Raw genomic sequence first — 23,118 nt, 5'->3', positions numbered from 1 at the left:
TGGCCATCCCCGCGTGGCTGTGTTCCTCCAGCTCCAACGACGCCGGCCAGGAGTTCTGCACGGCGTCGCGGAAGCGGTGCAGCGATCCGACGCCGGGGTTGCCGCCCCAGGAGAAGACCAGGCGGCGCGCGCAGCCGGCGCCGATGAGCTGGTCGTAGATGACGTCGGGTGTCATCCGTACCAGGGTCAGGTCGCGCCGTCCCTGTCGGATGATCTCGTGGCCGGCGGCGAACGGGATGAGGTGCGTGAACCCTTCCAGCGCCACCATGTCCCCGTCGCGGACCAGTTCCGCGACACCGTCGGCCAGCGAGACGAGCTTCGCCATGAGCCTCCCCGCCTCCTGCGATTTCGTTGCCCGCACACGCTGTTCGGTATGCGGACTCACGTACTTATCTCGAACGTAGTGCCCGGCGGCGGCATCCGTCAACGCGCGCCGACCGGCCGAGTTCGCGGCGACGGCCCTGTTGCAGAAATGTTGCGGCGACCCGTTGACGTGAGCCAGGCCACGTGCAAACGTTCTAGATGAGAACAGCCGTTCGGTTTGCGAACAGCTTGGGAAGCTCCTCCGGACCAGCACCCACCACACCCCCCGGTCCCCTCCACGGACCGCCGGACGCGGGAGTACCTGCATGCGCCGTCTAGTCGTATCCGCCATAACCGCCGCCGCTTTGCTCGCCTCCGTCGCAGCATGCGGCTCCGACGCCGACGAGGCCGGCGGGGCCGAGGGCACCACGAAGGTCAAGGTCGGCGCCATCCCCATCGTCGACGTGGCACCGCTGCACCTCGGCATCTCGAAGGGCTTCTTCGCCGAGCAGAACATCGAGGTCGAGGTGGTCAACACCACCGGCGGCGCCGCCGCCGTGCCGGGCGTGGTCAGCGGCGAGTTCGACTTCGCCTTCGGCAACGTCGTCTCGCTCATCGTGGCCCGCTCGCAGAACCTGCCACTCAAGGCCATCGCCGAGGGCAACTCCTCCACCGGCGAGCAGGGCAAGGACTTCGGCGGGATCGTCGTACCGGCCGACAGCCCGATCACCAGCGCGGCCGAGTTGGCCGGCAAGACCGTCGCGGTGAACAACCTGAAGAACATCGGCGACACCACCGTGCGCGCCTCGATCCGCAAGGCCGGCGGCGACCCCTCCGGGGTCAAGTTCGTCGAGCTGCCCTTCCCCGACATGCCGGCCGCGGTGACCGGCAAGCGGGTCGACGCCGCCTGGATCGTCGAGCCGTTCTTCACCGTGGCGCAGGACCAGGGCGCCAAGGTGGTCGCGTCCAACTTCGTCGACACCGCGCCGAACCTGACCATCGCCGCGTACTTCACCACCGAGAAGACGGTCCAGGAGAAGGGCGACCTCACCAAGCGGTTCGTCGCCGCCATCGAGAAGTCCCTGGCGTACGCCCAGGAGAACCCGGCCGAGGCCCGCGCGGCGCTGCTGACCTACACCCAGATCGACCCGGCGGTCGCCGAGAAGATCACCTTGCCGGGCTGGTCCGGCCAGATCAACCGTGACTCCGTCCAGACCATGGCCGACCTGATGCTCGCCGACGGTCTGGTCAGCGAGAAGGTCGACATCGCGGAGCTGCTCCCGTGACATCCACCCTCGCCCCGCCGGCCCGCGACACGCGGGCCGGCGGTGCCGGCCGGACCCGGCTTCCCGGCGGCACCGTGCTGCTCGGTGTGCTCGGGTTCGCCGCCTTCCTCGCGCTGATCGAGGCGGTGCCGCGCACCGGCCTGGTCTCGCCCGACTACCTGCCGCCGACCAGCCGCATCGCGGTCGCCCTGGCCGACCTGGCCGGAGAGTCGACCTTCTGGACCGCTCTGGGCGACACCGCGCGGGGCTGGTTCCTCGGCCTGATCATCGCCGTGACCCTCGGCGTCGTCGTCGGGTTCGTCATCGGCACCGTGCCGATCCTGCGCGAGGCGACCGCCTCCACCATCGAGTTCCTCCGGCCGATCCCCTCGGTGGCGCTCATCCCGCTGGCCGTGCTGGTCTTCGGCACCGACCTACGGTCCGTGCTGCTGCTGGTGGTCTACGCCGCGTTCTGGCAGGTGCTGGTCCAGGTCCTCTACGGCGTGCAGGACGTCGACCCGGTCGCGCAGGAGACCGCCCGCACGTTCGGGCTCGGTCGCCTCGCCCGCATCCGGCACGTCACCTGGCCGACCGCGCTGCCGTACGTGCTCACCGGCGTGCGCCTGGCCGCGGCCGTGGCCCTGATCCTCGCCATCACCGCCGAACTCGTCATCGGCGCCCCCGGCCTGGGCAACGAGATCGGCGCCGCGCAGTCCGGCGGTGCCGTCGCCCGCATGTACGCGCTGATCATCGTCACCGGACTGCTCGGAGTGGCGGTCAACGTGCTGGCCCGCCGACTGGAGCGGTGGCTGCTGGCCTGGCACCCGTCGGTCCGCCGGGAGGTAGCGGCATGAACATCGCACGTCGCATCACCCGGACCACCGTGGCCGCGCTGGCGCTGCCGATCGCGCTGCTGGCCGTGTGGTGGATGCTCACCGCCGACAGCGACAGCTACTACCTGCCGCCGCTGTCGGAGATCCTGGCCAGCGTCGCCGACGTCTGGGTGCACTCCGGCCGGCTCGGCACCGACGTGCTGCCCAGCCTGCTGCGGCTGTTCGGCGGCTTCACCCTCGCCGTGCTGCTCGGCGTGGGGCTGGGCGTGGCGATCGGGTCGTCGCCCCGGCTGCGCGCCTTCTGCGAGCCGGTGCTGGAGTTCCTCCGGGCCATCCCGCCACCGGTGCTGGTGCCGGTGCTCATGCTCTTCGCCGGCATCGGCGACACCATGAAGGTGCTCGTGATCGTCTCCGGCTGCGTCTGGCCGATCCTGCTCAACACCGTCGAGGGCGTCCGGGCCGTCGACGAGGTGCAGGTGGAGACCGCGCGCTGCTACGGCGTACGCGGCCCGGCCCGGCTGTGGCACCTGATCATCCGCTCGGCCAGCCCGCAGATCGTCACCGGCATGCGGCAGGGCCTCTCCATCGGGATCATCCTCATGGTGATCAGCGAGATGTTCGCCGCCAGCAACGGGCTCGGCTTCAGCATCATCCAGTTCCAACGGACCTTCGCCGTTACCGAGATGTGGACCGGCATCCTGCTACTCGGGCTGCTCGGCTTCCTGCTCGCCACCGCCATGCGAATCTTCGAGCGACGGGTCCTCAAGTGGTACTTCGGCCTGCGTCAGGCCCAGCGAGGGAGTAACTGATGACCGACAACCAGACCGAGGCGCTGCTCGACGTACGCGGCGTGCGCAAGGTGTACGAGGGGCACGGCCGCAGCGTCGAGGCGGTACGCGACCTGACCTTCGCGGTCGCCAAGGGCGAACTGGTCTGCGTGGTCGGCCCGTCCGGCGCCGGCAAGACCACCCTGCTCAAGTGCATCGCCGGCCTGCTCGCGCCGACCTCCGGCGAGGTGGTGCTGGAAGGCGAGGCGGTCGACGGGCCGCCGCCGGGCATGGCGGTGGTCTTCCAGGAGTACGGCCGCAGCCTCTTCCCGTGGATGACCGTGCGGGGCAACGTCGAGCTGCCGCTGAAGCAGAAGAAGCTGCCGAAGGCGCGCCGGGAGGAGCTGATCCACCAGGCGCTGGAGGCGGTCGGCCTGGCCGATGTGCACGGGGCGTACCCGTGGCAGCTCTCCGGTGGCATGCAGCAGCGGGTCGCCATCGCCCGGGCCATCGCGTACGAGCCGCACATCCTGCTGATGGACGAGCCGTTCGCCGCGGTCGACGCGCAGACCCGGGCGGACCTGGAGGACCTGGTCCGGTCGCTGTGGCAGCGGCTCGGGGTGACCACCCTGTTCGTCACCCACGACATCGACGAGGCGGTCTACCTCGGCCAGCGGGTGCTGGTGCTCTCCGCCTCGCCGACCGTGGTGCTCGACGACGTCACCGTCGACCTGCCCGCCGAGCGCGACCAGCTGTCGACCCGCTCGTCGGCCCGGTTCGCCGAGCTGCGCGGGCACGTCTTCGCGCAGATCCAGCGGGCCAAGACGTACCACGCCACCAGCAGCGCGAAGGCCGACGACTCGACCGTGGAGACCGGCGACCCGATCCCGACGGTGACCGCGTGACAACCGTCCGGGAGGCCACCCTCGACGTGCTGCGCCAGCACGGCATGCACCGGATCTTCGCCAACCCGGGCTCGACCGAGGTGCCCTTCCTCACCGACCTGCCCGACGACCTGGAGTTCGTCCTCGCCCTGCACGAGGGCTCGGTGGTCGGCATGGCCACCGGCCACGCCCTCGCCACCGGGCAGCCGGCGCTGGTCAACCTGCACACCACCGCCGGGCTCGGCAATGCCGTCGGCGCACTGGCCACCGCCCGGGTCAACCGCGCCCCGCTGGTCGTGCTCGTCGGCCAGCAGGACCGCCGGCACCTGGCGCTGGAGCCGTTCCTCGCCGGGCGGCTCGACGGGCTCGCCGGGGCGTACCCGGTCTGGGTCAACCAACCGGTGCTGCCGCAGGACGTACCGGCGGCGGTGCGGCGGGCGTGGCACGAGGCCGTGGCCCACCGTGGCCCGGCCATCGTGGTGGTGCCGATGAACGACTGGTCGGCGCCGGTCGACCCGGCGCTCGGCCTGGCCGCCCCGGTCACCGTGCGGCGCGCCGATCCCGGTGCGGGCCCGGCGGCCGAGGAGGTGGCCCGGCTGCTCGACACCGCGGCCAATCCGGTGGTGGTGGTCGGCGCCGGGGCGGACGACCGGCGTACCTGGGATGCGCTGGTGACGCTGGTGCAGCGGCTGGGTGCGCCGGTGTGGCAGGAGCCGTTCGGTGCCCGCGCCGGCTTCCCGCAGGACCACCCGCAGTTCGCCGGGCACCTGCCGGCCGGCCGGTCCCGGCTGCGCGCGGTGCTGGACGGGCACGACGTGGCCCTGGTCGTGGGCACCGGCGCGTTCCGGCAGTACCCGTTCGAGCCCGGGCCGCTGGTGCCCGACGGCCTCACCGTGGCCGTGGTCTCCGACGACCCGGACGAGCTGCACCACAGCCGCGCCGACCTGGCCGTGCTGGCCGACCCGGCAACGCTGTGCGCTGCCGTGGCCGAACGGCTCGCCCCGCGACCCGCGGTGGCCGAGCCGGCCGCCGCCCGGTCCCCGGCGACCCGGGAAGGGACCGTCACGCCGCCGGCCGCCGGTGAGCCGATGCGGCCCGAACACGTCTTCGTCGCCCTCGCCCAGCGGCTGCCCCGCGACGTCGTGCTGGTCGAGGAGACGCCGTCCAGCCGGCCCGACCTGCACCGGCTGCTGCCCGCGCGGGAGCCCCGAGGTTTCGTCAGCGCGGCCATGGGCGGCCTGGGCTTCGGCCTGCCCGCCGCCGCCGGGCTGCGCCTGGGCGACCCGTCCCGGCCGGTCGTCGCGGTGCTCGGCGACGGCTCGTCGCTGTACGGCATCCAGGGCCTGTGGAGCGCCGCGCGCTACGGCTGCGGGGTGCTGTTCGTGGTGCTCTCCAACGGCCGGTACGCCATCATGGACCGGCTCGCCGACAAGGCCGGAGGCAAGGCACCCTGGCCCGCCTTCGACGACGTCAGCATCCACGACCTGGCCGGCGCCCTGGGCTGCCCGGCCCGCCGGATCACCGACCACGCCGACCTGCTGGCCGTTCTGGACGAGGTCGTCCCCACCCTGGCCGAGCGCACCGAGCCGCTGCTGCTCGACGTGCCGGTCGGCGACGGGTACGTCGAACCCTGACCACCACGGCATTCCGCACCACCTGGCAAGGAGGACCCCCCGATGACCCTGCTCGACACCGGAACCTGGCACGGCACGATCTACCGCGACGGCTGGGTGGAGGCGGCCGGCGGCACGGCCGCCGTGCGCTCCCCCGCCACCCGCGAGGAGATCGGCCGGGTCGGTGTGGCGGATCCCACCGACGTGGCGCGCGCCTGCGCCCGGGCCGCCGCCGCGCAACGCGCCTGGGCGGCGACCAGCTACCAGGAGCGGGCCGCCGTGCTGCGTCGCGCCGGGGCGCTGTGGGAGCAGCACGCCGCCGAGGTCGGTGACTGGCTGGTCCGCGAGGCCGGGTCGATCCCGCCGAAGGCGGGCGTCGAGACGGCCACCGCAGCCCAGGAGTGCTACGAGGCGGCGTCGCTGGCGTCGCACCCGCTCGGCGAGATCATCCCGAGCGCCCAGCCCCGGCTGAGCCTGGCCCGCCGGCTGCCGGTCGGCGTGGTCGGCGTCATCGCGCCGTTCAACTTCCCGCTGATCCTGGCGATCCGCTCGGTCGCGCCGGCGCTGGCGCTGGGCAACGCGGTGGTGCTCAAGCCGGACCTGCGCACGGCGGTTTCCGGCGGGCTGGCCCTAGCCCGGATCTTCGAGGAGGCCGGGCTGCCCGAGGGCCTGCTGCACGTGCTGCCCGGCGGGGTGGACGCCGGCGAGGCGCTGGTCGCCGACCCGCACGTACGGGTGATCAGCTTCACCGGGTCGACCGCCGCCGGTCGCAAGGTCGGCGAGGCCGCCGCCCGGCACCTGAAGCGGGCCCACCTGGAGCTGGGCGGCAACTCCGCCCTGGTGGTGCTCGACGACGCGGATCTCGACCTCGCCGTCTCGGCCGGCGCCTGGGGTTCCTTCCTGCACCAGGGGCAGATCTGCATGACCACCGGCCGGCACCTGGTGCACGCCAGCCTCGCCGAGCGGTACGTCGAAGCGCTCGCCGAGAAGGCCGACCACCTGCCGGTCGGCGACCCGGCCAAGGAGCAGGTGGCGCTCGGGCCGATCATCGACGAAGCCCAGCGCGACAAGATCCATTCGCTGGTCACCGCGAGCGTCGACGCGGGGGCCCGGCTGGCCGCCGGTGGCACCTACGACGGCTTGTTCTACCGTCCGACCGTGCTCGCCGGGGTCACCGCGGCCACCCCGGCGTACGCGCAGGAGGTCTTCGGCCCGGTGGCCCCGGTGCTCACCTTCACCGACCTGGACGAGGCCGCGGCCCTGGCCGGCGGCACCGAGTACGGGCTGTCGCTGGGCATCCTCAGCCGCGACGTGATGAAGGCGATGGCGCTGGCCGACCGCATCCCGAGCGGCATCGTGCACATCAACGACCAGACCGTCGGCGACGAGGCGGTGGCCCCGTTCGGCGGGGTGGGCGCCTCCGGCACCGGTTCCCGGTTCGGTGGGGCGGCGGCGAACCTGGAGGCGTTCACCGAGACGCAGTGGCTGACCATGCAGGGCGACATCACCCGCTACCCGTTCTGAGTCGGGGAAGGGAGGCAACGGTGGCGGGCGGGACCCGGTCACCGGGTGTGTCGGTGACCTCGCGGGTGTTGGCCATCCTCGGCGCGTTCGACGTGGCCCACCCGGCACTGGCGCTCAGCGACATCGCCCGGCGCAGTGGGCTGCCGCTGGCCACCACGCACCGGCTGGTCGCCGAACTGGTGGCCGGCCGGGCGCTGTCGCGCGCCGCCGACGGCACGTACACCATCGGCGTACGGCTGTGGGAGGCCGGGCTGCTCTCGCCGCTGCACACCCGGCTGCGCGAGGCGGCCCAGCCGTACCTCCAGGAGCTGTACACGCATCTGCGGGAGAACGTGCACCTGGCGGTCCGCGACGGCGACGAGGCGCTGTACGTGGAGAAGGTCACCGGGCACCGGTCGGTCCCGACCATCTCCCGGGCCGGGGGCCGGCTGCCGCTGCACGCCACCGGGGTCGGCAAGGCGCTGCTGGCGTTCGCCCCGCCGGAGGTCGTCGCCGCACACCTGCGTCGTCCGCTGCGCCGCTGCACGGCGTACACCATCACCGAACCGGGCCGGCTGGCCCGGGAACTGGCCGGGATCCGGGAGCGGGGTTGGGCGCGTACGCACGAGGAGATGACCCTCGGCTCCTGCTCGGTCGCCGTCCCGGTGCACGGCGCCGACGGGACGACCCTGGCCGCGATCGGCGTCGTCGGGCACAGCCTCGGTGCCGCCCCGCAGCGGTTGGTGCCGGCGCTGCGGGCGGCGGCCGAGCAGGTGGCCGCCCGGTTGGCCGAGGCGCAGGAGGCGATGCCGCCGTACGCGCCGATGCGGCAGCGGGCCAGCGCATGAGCGAGCGGCAGCGAGCGAATCGGCAAACTCAGCGCGGAGAACGCTCAGGCCGGCGCCGAGCGCAGCGAGGTGCGGGCCTGAGCAAACGGCAGCAGACCGGTGACCGCAGTGCGGTGCGGGCTTGAGCATGCGGAGCCAACAGTCAGCCGGGCGCACCGCGACGGAGGCCCCCGGCACGCTGGCCGGGCCGGCCACGCTGCTCGGTGTGGTGCTGCTCGCGCTGAACCTGCGGGCGGCCATCGCGGTGCTCTCCCCGCTGCTGCCGGACGTGCAGGCCGACCTGGACCTGGGCAACTTCACCGCGGGCCTGCTCACCACGCTGCCGGTGCTCTGCTTCGGGCTGTTCGCGCCGCTCGCCGCGCTGCTGGGCCGCCGGATCGGAATGGAGGCGGCGCTGCTGGCGGGCATGCTCGGCATCGTGGTGGGCAGCGTGGTCCGCACGGTGCCCGGGATCTGGTGGATGATCGCCGGCACCGTGGTCATCGGCGCGGCGATCACCGTCGGCAACGTACTGGTGCCCGGGGTGGTCAAGCAGGACTTCGCCCACCGGCAGGGCACCGTGACCGCACTGACCACGGCGGCGTTGACCGGCGGAGCGGCGGTCGCGGCGGCGGTCGCCGCGCCGCTGGCACACACCGGGATCGGCTGGCGGGGCACCCTGCTGCTGGTGGGCGGGCTCGCCGCCGTCGCCGCGGTGGTCTGGGCGCCGCAGCTGCGTCGGCGCCACGCCGCCGGCACGCTCGCCCTCGGTGGCACCTCGGTACGACGGTCCCCGGTCACCTGGGCCCTCGCCGCGTTCATGGGCATGCAGTCGCTGACCTACTACGCGCTGCTGGCCTGGCTGCCGACGATCCTGCGGGACGGCGGCGTCTCCCCGGCCGGCGCCGGATGGGCGCTCGGGCTGTTCAACCTGCTCGGCATCGCCACCGCCGTGGCCGCGCCGGCGGTGGCCGGTCGGCTGCCCGACCAACGCCTGCTCGGCGTCGGTGTGGCAGCGGCCTGGGCGGTGGGACTGTTCGGCCTGCTGCTGGCCCCGGCCCTGTACCTGCTGTGGGCGGCCGTGACGGGGCTGGCACAGGGCGCGGGAATCGGTCTCGCGCTGACCCTGATCGTGCTGCGGGCCCGTGGCCCGCAGTCGGCCCGGCAGCTGTCCGGGACGGTGCAGTCGGTCGGTTACCTGGTGGGCGCCGCCGGGCCACTGCTGCTCGGCGGGCTGCGCGACGCCTCCGCCGGCTGGAGTGTGCCGCTGGCCGCGCTCTGCGTCGCCGCCGTCACCATGGGCACGGCCGCGTGGTGGGCCGGACGGAACCGGCAGGTCTGAGCGGCCGGATGATCGACTTCGGTTTCCACTGAGTGGAATCCGGCAGCGGCGACTCAGCGCGCCAACGGGCAGGCTGATGGCCGGGGCGACAATGTCGCCCTCCATTGTCAGGAAGGTCAAGGAGGCACGGATGCGTACCCAGGTCGGCATCGTCGGGGCGGGACCCGCCGGTCTCATGCTGTCGCACCTGCTGCATCGGCACGGCATCGAGTCCGTGGTGATCGAGAGCCGCAGCCAGGAGTACGTCGAGCAGCGGGTCCGCGCCGGGGTGCTCGAACAGGGCTCGGTCGACCTGCTCCAGGACACCGGGCTGGGCGCCCGCCTGGACCGGGAGGGAATGCGGCACGAGGGCATCGAGCTGCGCTTCGACGGCGAGTCGCACCGGGTGCCGATGACGGAGCTGACCGGCCGGGCGATCACCGTGTACGGCCAGCAGGAGGTGGTCAAGGACCTGATCGCCGCTCGGCTCGCGGCCGGCGGGACGATCCTGTTCGAGGCCGAGGCGGTACGCCTGTCCGGCCTGGACTCCGCACCGGTGGTCCACTTCCGGCACGAGGGCCGGGACGAGGAGCTGCACTGCGACTTCGTGGTCGGCTGTGACGGCTTCCATGGGGTGAGCCGGTCGGCGGTGCCCGACGGGGTGCTGCGCACGTACGAGCGGACGTACCCGTTCGCCTGGCTGGGTGTCCTCGCCGCCGCCCCGCCCGCGGTGGACGAACTCATCTACGCCCAGCACGAGCGGGGTTTCGCCCTGTACAGCCTGCGGTCGCCGGAGATCTCCCGGCTGTACCTGCAGGTGCCCGCCGACGAGGACATCGCCGACTGGCCGGACGAGCGGATCTGGGCCGAGCTGCGTACCCGGCTGGAGACGGTGCCGGGCTGGACGCTCAACGAGGGGCCGATCCTGGAGAAGGCGATCACCCCGCTGCGCAGCTTCGTGGTCGAGCCGATGCAGTGGCAGCGCCTCTTCCTGGCCGGTGACGCCGTGCACATCGTGCCGCCGACCGGTGCCAAGGGCATGAACCTCGCCCTCGCCGACGTCGCGCTGCTCGGCGGCGCGTTCGCCGCCTGGTACGCCGACGGCAGCACCGACCTGCTCGACGGTTACTCGGCCACGGCGCTGCGCCGGGTCTGGCGGGCGCAGCAGTTCTCCTGGTGGATGACCTCGATGCTGCACCGGCTCAACGCCGACGACCCGTACGAGGCGAAGCTGCAGTCGGCGACCCTGCGGTACGTGACCACCTCCCAGGCGTACGCCACCAGCCTTGCGGAGAACTACGTCGGCCTGCCCCAGGTGTGAGGCGGCCGAGCGCGTCGGTCGGTCCGAACGCGGTCCGGTGATGGTCGTGGCCATCGCCCACCCGGGCGGTCAGGTCAGCAGCCTCGTCGACCAGGTCGCTGTGACGCTGCTCGGCCTCGCCCCACGCGTCGCTGTTCCCACCTGGCTGGATGCCCGTCCGGGGTCGGGCTGGGAGGTGCACTGGTGGCGCCCACACTCCGGGCAGTCGGCGTACCACCTCGACCGCCGTCGGGTCTTCAGCCGGGTCAACGGGAACTGGCGGGGCACGGCGTCCGACTAGGTGCTCAGGCGGCGGGCATCCGGGCGAAGGCGACAGCACTGACCCGAGGGGCACGGGCCAGCTCCACGTACACCTCTAAACCGATCGGAAAAGTGCATGTCTGTGACCGAATTGTCCGGTGCGCCGACACCGGAGCCCACCCCCGGCCCGGAACCGTCCCCCGCCGCCACGCCCGCCGCTCGCCCGCAACGGCGCCCCTCGCCGCTGGCCGCGCTGCTGGTCCGCCTGCACTTCTACGCCGGCATCCTGGTCGCCCCGTTCCTGGTGGTGGCGGCGCTGACCGGCCTGGCGTACACCGTCACACCGCAACTGGACCAGGCCCTCTACGGCGACCAGCTCACCGTCGCCGCCGTCGGCGACCAGCCGAGGCCGCTGGCCGAGCAGATCACCGCGGCGCGGGCCGCCCACCCGGACGGCGACCTGGCCGCCGTCTCCCCCGGCGTCGGTCACCGGACCACGCAGGTGGTGTTCGCGCTGCCGGAACTGGGCGACAAGCAGCACACCGTCTACGTCGACCCGTACACGGGCGAGGTGACGGGTCAGCTGACCACCTGGTTCGGCTCCACCCCCGCCACCACCTGGCTGGACGACCTGCACCGCAACCTGCACCTGGGCGACCTCGGCCGGCACTACTCGGAGATCGCCGCCAGCTGGTTGTGGGTCCTGGTGCTCGGCGGGGTGATCCTGTGGTGGCGTCGCCGCCGCACCGGGCGGAGCCGGGCGAAGCACCTGCTGGTGCCGGACCTGTCGGCCGCCAAGGGCGTCCGGCGTACCCGGGGCTGGCATGCCACCACCGGGGTCTGGCTCGCGATCGGACTGCTCATCCTCTCGACGACCGGGCTGACCTGGTCCCGGTTCGCCGGGGAGAACTTCGCCGCCGGCCTCGACGCCCTCGACGCCGGGCGGCCCGCGCTGTCGACCAGCCTGTCCGGGGGCCTGGCCGACGGCGGCGGGGAGCACCAGCACGGTGGCGCGCCGCCGGCGGCGGCCGACCCGGCGACCTTCGACCGGGTGCTCACCGTGGCCCGCGACGCCGGCCTGTCCGGGCCGGTCGAGATCAGTCCCGGTGAACCCGGCACCGCCTGGTCCGTCGCCCAGACCGACAACACCTGGCCGGTCGGGCGGGACCGGGTGGCCGTCGACCCGGCGGCCGGGGCGGTGATCGCCCGTAGCGACTTCGCCGACTGGCCCCTGCTGGCCAAGCTGAGCACCCTCGGCATCCAGGCCCACATGGGCCTGCTCTTCGGCGTGGTCAACCAGATCCTGCTCGCCGCGCTCGCCATCGGCATGCTCTGCGTCATCGTCTGGGGCTACCGCATGTGGTGGCAACGCCGCCCGACCCGCACCGACCGACGCGCCCTGGTCGGGGCTCCGCCGGCCCGGGGCGGCCTGCGCGGGCTGCCGTTGTGGGCACTGCTGCTCGGCGTGCCGGTCACCGTCGCGATCGGCTGGGCGCTGCCGTGGTTCGGCGTGACCCTGCTTGGTTTCCTCGTCGTCGACGTCGTGCTGGGCGTCGTGGCCCGGCGACACGGCGGCAGCGCCGCACCCGCCGACAGCTGACCCGCTCCGTCCCGGCCGGGTCGCCCGATCCGGCCGGGACGTCCATCCACTCCGTTACGCGGTGGTCCCACACGTCCCGCGTCCCTCGACGGGGCCTCCCCTGTGGACTCGGGTCGGGCAATAAATCGATGGTCTGGACCATGGCGCACGGCGGCGTTACGGGGTAGAAACATCTCGACCCAGTTCCTTCACACCGTGATACAAGTCCGCCATGCAAGAGAGCGCTCTCACGCGTGGTCCACCACGTCGTCGGGCCGGAACGCACAGGGCCCGACGGGAAGGACGAACGTATGCCGACCCCACCACGATCCCGCCGGCGACTCGGCCGGGCACTCGCTCTCGGCCTCGTGCTGACCACCACCGCGGTGGCCACCAACACCCCGGTCACGGCCGGCCCGCCGCGCCCCGCCACGCCCGCCTTCGGGCCCAACGTCACGATCTTCGACCCGAGCATGCCGGTCAGCCAGATCCAGGCGACCCTCGACGCGGCCCACGCCGCGCAGGTCGACAACGAGATGGGCACCACCCGGCACGCCTACCTTTTCCGGCCAGGCAGCTACGGCACCGCCGACCAGCCCCTACAGATAAAGGTCGGCTACTACACCGAGATCTCCGGACTGGGCGCCTCCCCCACCGACGTCGTGATCAACGGCAAGGTGGAGGCGTACAACCGCTGCCTGACCGAGGGCGGCACCGGCAACTGCATCGCACTGGTCAACTTCTGGCGCACCCTGTCCAACCTGTCGCTGCACATCAACGCCGCCGGCCAGGACGGGTGCCGCGCCTCGGCCAACTTCTGGGCGGTGTCCCAGGCGGTGTCGATGCGCCGGCTCGACATCAGCGGCGGCGGGCTGTCGCTGATGGACTACTGCACCAACGGGCCGCAGTACGCCAGCGGCGGGTTCATCGCCGACTCCCGGCTGCCCGCCACCATCAACGGCTCGCAGCAGCAGTGGCTGACCCGTGACAGCGAGATCGGGAGCTGGTCCAACGGGGTGTGGAACCAGGTGTTCTCCGGCGTGGTCGGCGCCCCCGACGACGCCGGCTTCCCCGACCCGCCGTACACCACGCTCGACACCACCCCGATCAGCCGGGAGAAGCCGTACCTGTACGTCGACGCCAAGGGCAAGTACCAGGTCCGGGTGCCCGTCGCGCGCCGGGACACCCGTGGCATCACCTGGGCCACCGGCATGACGCCGGGGCGGACCATCCCGATCGGTGACTTCTTCGTCGCCAAACCGTCCGACTCGGTGCAGGTCATCAACTCCCAACTCGCCCGGGGCAAGCACCTGCTGCTCACCCCCGGGGTGTACGACGTGGCCCGCAGCATCGAGGTACGCCGGCCCGACACGGTCGTACTCGGCATCGGACACGCCACCCTCACCGCCGTCAACGGGGCGGTGCCGCTCACCGTCGCCGGCGTACCCGGCGTGGTGGTCGCCGGGGTCACCATCGACGCCGGCCTCAAGGAGTCGCCGGTGCTGTTGCGGGTGGGACCCCGCAACGGCCGCAACCACAGCACGCCGAACAACCCGACGACACTGTCCGACGTGTACTTCCGCGTCGGCGGGCCGCACATCGGCAAGACGGACACCGCACTGGAGGTCAACAGCGACCACGTCCTGATCGACCACACCTGGGTGTGGCGCGGCGACCACGGCGTCGAGGGCTTCACCGAGGGGGTCAACGGCGACACCGACCGGTGGCGTACCAACACCGGCCGCTACGGTGCGATCATCAACGGCGACCACGTGACCGCCACCGGCCTGTTCGTCGAGCACTTCCAGCGGTACAACACCGTCTGGAACGGCGAGCACGGCACCACGATCCTCTACCAGAACGAGCTGCCGTACGACCCGCCGACGCAGGCCGACTGGCGCAACGGCAAGGTCAACGGGTGGGCCGGCTACAAGGTCGGCGACCGGGTTCGACACCACACCCTCCACGGCGGCGGCGTGTACGTGTTCAACCAGAACAACCCGTCGATCCGCACCGAGAACGGGTTCGAGGTGCCGGTGCGGCCGGGCATCCGGCTGCACCACATCATGACGGTGAACCTCAGCGCCGGCACCATCGACCACGTCGTCAACGGCGTGGGCGAAGCCGCCGACATGACCCGGGTCGGCGCCCCCGTCTACCTCACCCAGTACCCGTAGAGATGTAAGGAGGGGCCCCTTCTTAACGCCTCAGGTAGCGGAAGGGGCCCCTCTTAACACGGTTCACCCCACGACGGGCCGCGTCGCTCCAGCAGGGCGACGCCGTTGAACTTCTCGGCCGGGCCGCACCGTATTCCTGCTCGCATCGGCACCGCGGGCCGACGCGCTCGTGCGTCCCACCGCCGGCGCCGGCGCGGATACGACAGGCGTGAGGAGGCCGTGCGATGGACGTGCTGCTGGTGGAGGACGACGACTCGATCGCGGAACCGCTGGTCGAGGGTCTGGCCCGCTACGGCATCCGGGCGCGGCGGGTGGCCACCGGTGCCGCGGCCCTCGCCGCGCCCCGGGCCGACATGGTGCTGCTGGACCTCGGCCTGCCCGACATCGACGGCATCGAGGTCTGCCGGACGCTGCGTCACGACGCGGACCTGCCTGTGATCATGTTGACCGCCCGGGGCGGCGAGGCCGACCGGGTACTGGGACTGGAACTCGGCGCGGACGACTACCTGACCAAGCCGTTCAGCCTGCGGGAACTCGTCGCACGGATGCATGCCGTCGGCCGCCGGACCCGTGCGCCGGCGCCGGCGCCGGGCACACCACGTCGGACGGCGCGCAGCGGCTTGGCGACCTGGTCATCGACCGCCGCACCCGCCAGGTGACGCTGCGGGACGCGCCCGTCCCCCTCGCCCCGAAGGAGTACGACGTGCTGGTGGCACTGGCCGTGGATCCGGGCGCCGTGGTCACCCGGCGGACCCTGCTGGAGACGGTGTGGTCACCGAACTTCTTCGGTCGGGGCAAGACGTTGGACTTCCACGTCGCCAGCCTGCGCCGCAAGCTCGGCGATCCGGCGCGCATCGAGACCGTACGCGGGGTGGGTTTCCGGCTCGCCGTGGCGGCCTGACCCGTACATGGTCCGCCGCCTCCTGGTCACCTACCTCACCTTCGCGTTGCTGATCCTCCGGTGGCGGCCGAGCGAGGCGTCGCGTTGCGGGTGTCCGGGCCGGACGCGACATGGGCGTGGTCGCTGCCCGGCGCCATCGACCAGATCCTGGACAACCTGCTGGCGAACGCGCTGGGCGCGGCACCGGCCGGCAGCACCGTCGCCGTCTCGTGGGGCCCGGCCGTGGGCGCTGACGCCGCCTTGTCGGCCCCGGAGGGCACTGACGCCGGCACGGCCGTTGGCGCTGACGCCGGCACGGCCGGCCCGGCTGGCGGTGACGCCGGCACGGCCAAGCCGGGGGCCGCCTCGGCCGGCCCGGCGGTGGGCGGTGACGCCGGCACTGTCGAGCTGCGGGTTGCCGATGCCGGCCCTGGGCTCACCGTCGCGCAGCGTACGCAGGCGTTCCAGCCGTTCTGGCGGGCGCCCGGCGCGTCTCCCGGTGGCACCGGGCTCGGGCTCGCGCTGGTCCGCAAGCTCGCTGAGGCCAGCGGTGGGCGGCACGGTTGGAGGCCGTCGACGGGCCGGGAGTGGCCGCGGTGGTGGTATTGCCGGGCGCGCGATGCCAGGAATCGGCCAGGACACGGCCAGAGTTCGACCGGAGGTTGAGCCGGGGCGGCGGGGCGACGCGTACCCCCGGGCGTAGTCAGCCGGCCGACGACGCCGGGCCGTCATCGGCCGTCCGCGTCGCGGCACCAGTGGACACCCTCGGAGGTCAGGATGCGTAGAGCAGTGCTGGTGGCGATCACCATCGCCGGTGTCGCCGTCCCGTTGGTGGCCGGCACCGCGTTGGCCACTGCCAAGGACTCCCGCCAGCGAGCCGGCGCGAGATCCGGCGCGGGCTTCGAGATCGAGATCGACCCGAGGCTGGACGCGAAGTTCGGGCCGCGTCCGGTGAACGCCGTGCAGGCCGCGGAGATCGTCACCCGTCGGTTCGCCGGTGCCAGGGTGACCGAGGCCGAACTGGACGAACGCAACGGCGGCCCGATCTGGGAGATCGAGTTCGTGCTCGGCGGCCGGGAACGGGAGGTCGACGTGGACGCCGTCACCGGGGCGATCCTCGCCGACGACGGCCGGGACGACGACCGGGACGACGACCAGGACAACGACCGGGACAACGACCGGGACGACGACCGCGACTGACGCCATGGCCGCGGTTCGGCGGGCCGTCCGGTCGGAACGAATCCGGTCGGACGGCCCACCCGAACGCGGTCAGCGCTCGGCGAGGTACGCCTCCACCGCGTCCGCCGCGTGCCCCGGTCCGCCGCTCGCCTGTATCTCGGACTGGATCTCGGCCAGCCTGCGCCGCAACTGCGGATCGTCGGCGACCGCGTCCACCGTCGCGCGCAGCGTCTCCGCGGTGACCTCCTCGGCGGGCAACCGGCGGCCGACACCGGCGTCGACCAACCGGTCGGCGTTGCTGAACTGGTCCACCGCCTGCGGGATCGCGACCGTGGGCACGCCGAACCAGAGCGCCTCGGTGCAGCTTCCCATGCCCGCGTGCGTGACGAAGGCCGACGCGTGGGCCAGTACCGCCAACTGCGGCACGCTGCGGTGCACCTCGACGTTGTCCGGCAGCGGCCCCAGGTCGGCCGGGTCCACCTTGTCGCCGACGGCGAGCACGACATGCCACGGCGAGTCGGCGAACCCACGCAGGCAGTCCTGGTAGACCGGCAACTGGTCGTTGTAGGCAGTGCCGAACGAGACCAGCAGGACCCGTCGCCCGTCGGTCGGCGGGGTCCACGGTTCGGTGAGCCGGGCCGGGTCGAGACACGGGCCGACGAACCGCACCCGGTGCGCCGGCACCCGGTCGGCGTTCGGCTGCATCACCCGAGGAATGAGCGCCAGCACCTGCGGCGGATACGTCAGGAAGCTACGCGAGTCCTCGTGGATGCCGTTGGCGGCCAGCCACGTGTCGAAGGTGGCGTAGTAGTTCCGCCCGGACTCCGACGCGTACAGGGCGGTGAGGAAATCCGCCATGTCTTCGTCGTAGCCGTCCCAGGCGACCATCGCCGGCGACAGTTGCACCGCCGGCACGCCGTAACGGGCGCCGAGCAATGGTCCGGGTAGCCCGCCGATGTCGTAGAGCACGAGGTCCGGGCGGTCCGCGTCGTAGCGGGCGGTCAGGCGCGGCAGCACCGCGATGGCCTCGTCGAGAAACACCCGCATCGCCTCACCCGGGTCTTCCGGCCAGGCGGTGTCGCCCTGCGGCAGGATCGACGGATGGGCGATCGGCTCCGCCCCGGTCGGAGCGACCAGTCCGGTGAGCGGGTCGCCGACGGCGTAGGTCACCCGGTGTCCCCGGTTGACCAGTTCCCGGATCAGCGCCAGGGACGGGTAGATGTGGCTTGGCGCGGTGCTGCCAACCATGGCGATATGAGTCGATTTACGCATGTGAAGAGGTCCTGTCGAGTCGGAGGAAGGATGCCATCCGGCGACGACACGACGCAGACGTGACCCGGGCCGCTCAGCTCAAGCTAGGGCTCTACCAGGTCGAGAGCCGGTCGATGGAGGACCGGTGCGACGCGCCGCCTCAGGCGGAACGCAGGCGCACGAACGCAATGATCATGCTCGAAACGCTAGCACACCAGTTGGTCGCCGCCACTCAGGACTCCGTACGGTCCACCGAGGTCACGGTGACCGGTACGCCGGTCAGCCGTTCACTCTCCGCCCAGAGTCGCCCCGCGACGGCGACGTCCTGGGCCCGCTTCGTCCTGCTGGCGCGGACCGGCGGGCCGGCGTACTCGAAGCGGTGCGCCGGCCCCCAGTAGCTGCCGCTGTCGGCGTCCGGGTCGGTGGCGGCGCGCAGGGCCGGCAGCGCCCCGTCGTGCACCTTCATCGCGATGAACCGGCCGGCGGCGTTGACCAGGCCGTCGCTGGCACGGTCTTGACCGGTGTAGGTCCAGCCGGGATGGGCGGCGGTGGCCCGTACCGGCGAACCGGCCTCGGTCAGGCGGCGGTGCAGTTCCAGGGTGAACAGCAGGTTGGCGAGCTTGCTCTGCGAGTACGCGGCGAACCGCTGGTAGCGGCGCCGCTCCCAGTTCAGGTCGTCGAAGTCGATCCGACCGGTGCGGTGGGCGTTGCTGGCCACGCTGACGATCCGTGCCGTCCGGGTGGCCAGCAGCACCGGGAGCAGGTGGCCGGTGAGCGCGAAGTGGCCGAGGTGGTTGGTGCCGAACTGAAGCTCGAAGCCCTGCCGGGTGCGCTGCAGCGGGGGATACAACACCCCGGCGTTGTTGATCAGCAGGTCGAGCCGATCGTGGTCGGCGCGATATCCGGCGGCGAACGCGGCCACCGAATCGAGATCGGCCAGGTCGAGCGGGGCGCAGGTCACCTCGCCCGCCGGGTGTTCCGCCCGGATCCGGCCGGCCGCGGCCTCGCCCTTGGCGATGTTCCGGCAGGCGAGGACGACCTGCGCTCCCTTGGCCACCAGCATCCGGGCGGTCTCGAAGCCGAGCCCCGTGTTGGCCCCGGTGACGATCGCGGTACGCCCACGCTGATCGGGGATGTCGTCGTACGTCCAGCGCGTCATGCCCTACTCCTCCGCCGTTGTCGACCGCCGACCCCGACAAGCGTGACAAGGTTGACGCGGCTCGATCACCCCGTCAAGCACGGCTCGGGGAGGACGGTCACCGGGGTGGGCCGCCGTAAAGGCGGCTGACCGTCTCGGCGACACAGACCGGCTTGCCGCCCGCGTCACTGTCCACGGTCACCGTGGTGAACACCTGCGCTCCGCCCTCGATCCGGCTCACCTCGCCGATGGTGGCGACCGCCCGTACCGCACTGCCGACACGTACCGGTGCGGGGAACCGGACCCGGTTGAGGCCGTAGTTGACGCCCATCCGCACCCCGTCGACCCGGTACAACCGGCCGACCAGCGCGGGCAGCAGGGACAGCGTCAGGTAGCCATGGCCGATGGTGCCGCCGTACGGCCCGGCCGCCGCTCGGGCCGGGTCGACGTGGATCCACTGGTGGTCGTCGGTGGCGTCGGCGAACAGGTCGACCCGGCGCTGGTCGACCGGATACCAAGGACCCGGGCCGATGGTCTCGCCGACCGCGGCGGCCAGGTCGTCGATGCCGGCGAAGATCCTCATGCCAGGTGCCCTCCGAGTTTCGTGAAGCCGCGCAGCAGGTCGCGGGCGATGATCAGCCGCTGCATCTCGTCGGTGCCCTCGAAGATCCGGTAGAGGCGCACCTGCCGGTACCAGCGTTCGATAGGCAGTTCGCGGGTGTAGCCCATGCCGCCGTGAATCTGGAGCACCCGGTCCACCACCCGGTTGACCATGCCGGCACCGTAGAGCTTGGCCATCGAGGAGGCGTGCCGGGGGTCGAGGCCCTGGTCGACCGTCCAGGCGGCGCGCAGGATGAGCCAGCGGGCCGCCTCCAACTCGGTCTCCGAGTCGGCGATCATCCACTGGATCGCCTGGTTGGTGCCGATCTTCGCGCCGAACGTCTCCCGGGTGTTGGCCTGCTCGATCGCCATCCGCAGGGCCCGCTCGGCGATGCCGACGGCGTGCGAGGGGATGGTGTAGCGCCCCTTGCCGATCCATTCCATGCCGAGGGTGAAGCCCTGACCGACCTCACCGAGGATGTTGCGGTGCGGCACCCGTACGTCGTCGAAGATCAGCGACGCCGGGCCGCCCTCGCCCATGGTGGGGATGAACTCGGAGCGCCAGCCCATCGCCCGGTCCACCAGGAAGGCGGTGGCTCCGCCCTGGCGGGCGCCCCGTTCGGGGTCGGTGACCGCGATGACGATGGCGAAGTCGGCGTCGTTGCCGCCGGTGATGAAGGTCTTCTCGCCGTTGAGGATCCAGTCGTCGCCGGCGCGGCGGGCGCCGAACCTGATGTTGGCGGCGTCCGAGCCGGCGCCCGGCTCGGTGATGGCGAAGCACGAGACCCGCTCGCCCTCGATGGTGGGCAGCAGGAATTCCCGCTTCTGCTCCTCGGTGGCGTGGAAGAGGATGTTGTCGGCCTCGCCACCGAAGCGGAACGGCACGTACGACCGGCCGATCTCCGTCCAGATCAGCGACTGGACCACGGCGGGCAGGTCCATGCCGCCGTACTCCTGCGGGGTGGCCAGCCCCCAGAAGCCGAACTTGCGCGCCTTGAGCTGCAACTCCCGCAGCTCGGAGCGCTCCAGGCCGGGCCGGTGCGCCCGCTCCCGGCGCAGCAGTTCCGGCTCCAGCGGCATGACCTCCTTGGCGATGAAGTCGCGGGCCGTATCGCGGATGGCGCGTTCCTCGTCGGACAGTCCGAAGTCCATGGGTTCACCGGCTCCTCTCCGCGGACGCGCCCCCTCAGCGCGCGCCGCCGTTGACGTACAGGGTCTGGCCGCTGACGTACGACGCGTCGTCGCTGGCCAGGAAGGCGATCACCGAGGCGATCTCGGCGGGCTGTGCGACCCGCCGCAGCGGGGTGTACTCGGCGACGCGCCGCTGGTGCTCCTCGGCGGTGGCGCCGACCCGCTCGGCGGTGGCGGCGGTCATCCCGGTGGCCACGTAACCGGGGGCGACGGCGTTGACGGTGATGCCGAACGGGCCCAGCTCGATCGCCAGGGTGGCGGTGAGGCCCTGTACGCCGGCCTTGGCCGCGGCGTAGTTGACCTGGCCCCGGTTGCCGAGCGCGGACCGGCTGCTGAGGTTGACGATCCGGCCGTAGCGGGCCGCGACCATGTGCTGCTGGGCCACCTGACAGCAGAGGAACATGCTGGTCAGGTTGGTGGTCAGCACCGCCTCCCACTCCGGCAGCGGCATCTTGAACAGCAGGTTGTCGCGGGTGATGCCGGCATTGTTGACCAGCACGTGCCACCCGCCCAAGGTCTGCGCGACCCGCTCCCCCATCGCGGTGACCGCCTCGGCGTCGGTCACGTCGCAGCCGATCCCGACGGCCCGGCCGCCGGCGGCCACGATCTCGTCGGCGACGGCCTGGCTGCGGCCGGCGTCGAGGTCGACCACGGCGACGGCGGCGCCCTCGGCGGCGAGCCGGTGGGCGGTAGCGGCACCGATGCCCTGCGCCGCGCCGGTGACGACGGCGACCCGGTCGGCGAATCTGGTCACGTTGTCTCCCTGGGAGTTCAGAAGGCGTTGACGCCGGTGAGCGCCCGCCCGATGAGTAGTTGCTGGATCTGGCTGGTGCCCTCGTAGAGGGTGGCGACGCGGGCGTCGCGCAGGTACTTGCCGACCGGGTACTCGTCGATGTACCCGTACCCGCCGAAGACCTGGATGGCGTCGTTGGCCGCGCGGACGGCGGCCTCGCTGGCGAACAGCTTCGCCATCGACGCCTCGGTGGCGAACGGCTGCCCCCGGTCGATCAGGTCGGCGACCCGCCAGACCAGCAGCCGCGCGGCGGCGGTGTCGACCGCGATGCCGGCGAGCAGTTGCTGCACGAGCTGGTGCCCGGCGATGGGCTTGCCGAACTGCGTCCGCTGGCCGGCGTAGCCGACGGCGGCGTCCAGGCAGCCCTGGGCGATGCCGACGCAGCCGGCGGCGACAGACATCCGGCCCTTGGCCAGGGTGGCCAGCGCCAGCCGGAAGCCGCCGCCCTCGTCGCCGAGGCGGGCGGCATCGGGCACCCGGACCGCGTCGAGGGTCAGCTCGGCGGTGGCCTGGCCGCGCAGGCCGAGCTTGCCGTGGATCTCGCTGCGGTGCAGGCCGGGGGTGTCGGTGGGGATCAGGAAGGCGGTGATGCCGCGGTGGCCCGGGCCGCCGGTACGGGCGAACAGCAGGGCCACGTCGGCGGTGGTGCCGTTGGTGATGAACGTCTTCCGGCCGGTGATCAGCCAGTCATCGCCATCGGGCACCGCCCGGGTGGTCAGGGCGGCGGCGTCCGAGCCGCTGTCCGGTTCGGTCAGCGCGAAGCAGCCCAGCACGTCACCGCGGCAGAGCCGGGGCAGCCACCGCTCCCGCTGCTCGGGGGTGCCGTACCCGGCGATGGCCTTGGCGACCAGCCCGAGCGAGACCGAGACGATGCCGCGGACGGCGGAGTCGCCCCGGCCGAGTTCCTCCAGCACCAGGCAGTACGACAGGTGGTCGCCACCGGATCCGCCGTACTCCTCGGGGATGGTCAGGCCCAGGAAGCCCACCTCGCCGAGCCTGCCCACGATGCCGGGGTCGACCGCCTCGCGCCGGTCCCAGGCCGCCGCGTGCGGTGCCACCTCGCGATCGACGAAGTCGGCGGCGAGCCGGCGGACCGCGGCCTGTTCGGCGGAGAGGTGGAGGTCCATGGGCGCTAAACTAGCGCTGGAAGTTTTATGCTGTCCAGACCCCGGTGTGGCAAAGTTCCGGGCGGAGCACCGACCGGAGTGTTCCGCGCGAAGCACCGACCAGGAGGAGGAGACCCATGCCCCGGCCGCGACAGGCGCTGCTCAGCCGGCAGCGGATCGTCGAGGCCGCCGCCGCGCTGATCGACACCGAGGGGCTGGCCGGGTTCTCCACCCGCCGGCTCGCCGCCGAACTCGGCGTACGCGGACCGTCGCTGTACAACCACTTCGCCACCAAGGACGAGATCCTCGACGCGGTGGCCGACAGCATCACCGGCCAGGTCGCCGTG

23 protein-coding genes and 1 pseudogene are annotated in these 23,118 nt (G+C 72.4%); 17 read left to right on the top strand and 7 right to left on the bottom strand.

The window, feature by feature from the left end; all coding sequences use genetic code 11:
- A pseudogene (locus AB0M52_RS11130) lies at positions 1-325 on the bottom strand (CoA transferase subunit A); the annotation flags it as partial.
- A 304-nt stretch (positions 326-629) separates the two neighbouring features.
- Here AB0M52_RS11130 and AB0M52_RS11125 point away from each other — a divergent pair.
- From AB0M52_RS11125 to AB0M52_RS11050, 16 genes are all read left to right on the top strand, one after another.
- The gene (locus AB0M52_RS11125) at positions 630-1,589 is read left to right on the top strand and encodes an ABC transporter substrate-binding protein (protein WP_363951908.1); all 960 of its coding nucleotides are present in this window, start codon (positions 630-632) and stop codon (positions 1,587-1,589) included.
- Positions 1,586-2,422, top strand: a complete 837-nt coding sequence (locus AB0M52_RS11120) for an ABC transporter permease (protein ID WP_363951905.1) — start codon at positions 1,586-1,588, stop codon at positions 2,420-2,422. The genes AB0M52_RS11125 and AB0M52_RS11120 overlap by 4 nt, the downstream gene beginning before the upstream one ends.
- On the top strand, positions 2,419-3,210 hold the full coding sequence (locus AB0M52_RS11115) for an ABC transporter permease (RefSeq protein WP_363951903.1): 792 nt from the start codon (positions 2,419-2,421) through the stop codon (positions 3,208-3,210). Before AB0M52_RS11120 ends, AB0M52_RS11115 begins: the two co-directional genes overlap by 4 nt.
- Positions 3,210-4,073, top strand: a complete 864-nt coding sequence (locus AB0M52_RS11110; protein ID WP_363951901.1) for an ABC transporter ATP-binding protein — start codon at positions 3,210-3,212, stop codon at positions 4,071-4,073. Before AB0M52_RS11115 ends, AB0M52_RS11110 begins: the two co-directional genes overlap by 1 nt.
- Positions 4,070-5,686 carry a thiamine pyrophosphate-binding protein gene (locus tag AB0M52_RS11105; protein ID WP_363951899.1) on the top strand — a complete coding sequence of 539 codons (1,617 nt, stop codon included), beginning with the start codon at positions 4,070-4,072 and terminating at the stop codon, positions 5,684-5,686. The genes AB0M52_RS11110 and AB0M52_RS11105 overlap by 4 nt, the downstream gene beginning before the upstream one ends.
- 42 nt (positions 5,687-5,728) lie before the next feature.
- Complete coding sequence (locus AB0M52_RS11100) at positions 5,729-7,189, top strand: benzaldehyde dehydrogenase (RefSeq protein ID WP_363951896.1); 1,461 nt, start codon at positions 5,729-5,731, stop codon at positions 7,187-7,189.
- Positions 7,190-7,209: 20 nt separating this feature from the next.
- Entirely contained in the window at positions 7,210-8,016 is an 807-nt protein-coding gene (locus tag AB0M52_RS11095; protein ID WP_363951893.1) for an IclR family transcriptional regulator, read from the top strand.
- A gap of 127 nt (positions 8,017-8,143) precedes the next feature.
- A complete protein-coding gene (locus AB0M52_RS11090; protein ID WP_363951910.1) occupies positions 8,144-9,337 on the top strand; it encodes an MFS transporter in 1,194 nt (397 codons plus the stop codon).
- Positions 9,338-9,467: 130 nt separating this feature from the next.
- Positions 9,468-10,637 (top strand): 4-hydroxybenzoate 3-monooxygenase, encoded by a 1,170-nt coding sequence (gene pobA / locus AB0M52_RS11085; RefSeq protein ID WP_363951890.1) that lies wholly within the window; start codon positions 9,468-9,470, stop codon positions 10,635-10,637.
- A 46-nt stretch (positions 10,638-10,683) separates the two neighbouring features.
- Positions 10,684-10,917 (top strand): hypothetical protein, encoded by a 234-nt coding sequence (locus tag AB0M52_RS11080; RefSeq protein ID WP_363951888.1) that lies wholly within the window; start codon positions 10,684-10,686, stop codon positions 10,915-10,917.
- A 96-nt stretch (positions 10,918-11,013) separates the two neighbouring features.
- Positions 11,014-12,477: a PepSY-associated TM helix domain-containing protein gene (locus tag AB0M52_RS11075; protein WP_363951885.1), complete on the top strand. Its 1,464-nt coding sequence runs from the start codon at positions 11,014-11,016 to the stop codon at positions 12,475-12,477.
- Positions 12,478-12,767: 290 nt separating this feature from the next.
- Positions 12,768-14,633: an adenylyl cyclase gene (locus AB0M52_RS11070; RefSeq protein WP_363951883.1), complete on the top strand. Its 1,866-nt coding sequence runs from the start codon at positions 12,768-12,770 to the stop codon at positions 14,631-14,633.
- A 224-nt stretch (positions 14,634-14,857) separates the two neighbouring features.
- Positions 14,858-15,292, top strand: coding sequence for a response regulator (locus AB0M52_RS11065; RefSeq protein ID WP_363951880.1), 435 nt, complete (start codon positions 14,858-14,860; stop codon positions 15,290-15,292).
- A complete protein-coding gene (locus tag AB0M52_RS11060) occupies positions 15,289-15,534 on the top strand; it encodes a winged helix-turn-helix domain-containing protein (RefSeq protein ID WP_363951878.1) in 246 nt (81 codons plus the stop codon). Before AB0M52_RS11065 ends, AB0M52_RS11060 begins: the two co-directional genes overlap by 4 nt.
- Before the next feature lie 60 nt (positions 15,535-15,594).
- Positions 15,595-16,179, top strand: coding sequence for a HAMP domain-containing sensor histidine kinase (locus tag AB0M52_RS11055; RefSeq protein WP_363951876.1), 585 nt, complete (start codon positions 15,595-15,597; stop codon positions 16,177-16,179).
- Between the two features lie 111 nt (positions 16,180-16,290).
- Entirely contained in the window at positions 16,291-16,713 is a 423-nt protein-coding gene (locus tag AB0M52_RS11050; protein WP_363951874.1) for a PepSY domain-containing protein, read from the top strand.
- Between the two features lie 69 nt (positions 16,714-16,782).
- On the opposite strand, the gene AB0M52_RS11045 is transcribed toward AB0M52_RS11050, so the two are convergent.
- The 6 genes from AB0M52_RS11045 to AB0M52_RS11020 form a co-directional block, all read right to left on the bottom strand.
- Entirely contained in the window at positions 16,783-17,964 is a 1,182-nt protein-coding gene (locus AB0M52_RS11045; RefSeq protein WP_363951871.1) for a macrolide family glycosyltransferase, read from the bottom strand.
- A gap of 211 nt (positions 17,965-18,175) precedes the next feature.
- Entirely contained in the window at positions 18,176-19,102 is a 927-nt protein-coding gene (locus AB0M52_RS11040) for an oxidoreductase (RefSeq protein ID WP_363951868.1), read from the bottom strand.
- Positions 19,103-19,199: 97 nt separating this feature from the next.
- The gene (locus AB0M52_RS11035; protein WP_363951865.1) at positions 19,200-19,664 is read right to left on the bottom strand and encodes a MaoC family dehydratase; all 465 of its coding nucleotides are present in this window, start codon (positions 19,662-19,664) and stop codon (positions 19,200-19,202) included.
- On the bottom strand, positions 19,661-20,833 hold the full coding sequence (locus AB0M52_RS11030; RefSeq protein WP_363951862.1) for an acyl-CoA dehydrogenase family protein: 1,173 nt from the start codon (positions 20,831-20,833) through the stop codon (positions 19,661-19,663). Before AB0M52_RS11030 ends, AB0M52_RS11035 begins: the two co-directional genes overlap by 4 nt.
- Positions 20,834-20,867: 34 nt before the next feature.
- Entirely contained in the window at positions 20,868-21,626 is a 759-nt protein-coding gene (gene fabG, locus AB0M52_RS11025; protein ID WP_363951860.1) for a 3-oxoacyl-ACP reductase FabG, read from the bottom strand.
- A gap of 17 nt (positions 21,627-21,643) precedes the next feature.
- Positions 21,644-22,792 carry an acyl-CoA dehydrogenase family protein gene (locus tag AB0M52_RS11020; protein WP_363951857.1) on the bottom strand — a complete coding sequence of 383 codons (1,149 nt, stop codon included), beginning with the start codon at positions 22,790-22,792 and terminating at the stop codon, positions 21,644-21,646.
- A 116-nt stretch (positions 22,793-22,908) separates the two neighbouring features.
- Here AB0M52_RS11020 and AB0M52_RS11015 point away from each other — a divergent pair.
- A partial coding sequence (locus tag AB0M52_RS11015) for a TetR family transcriptional regulator (protein ID WP_363951855.1) occupies positions 22,909-23,118 on the top strand: 210 nt, incomplete at its 3' end.

The organism is Micromonospora sp. NPDC051296 (assembly GCF_040682255.1).
Taxonomy (GTDB): Bacteria; Actinomycetota; Actinomycetes; order Mycobacteriales; family Micromonosporaceae; genus Micromonospora; species Micromonospora craterilacus.
The sequence above is the reverse complement of the archived record's forward strand: the minus strand, read 5'-3'. Positions and strand labels throughout refer to the sequence as shown.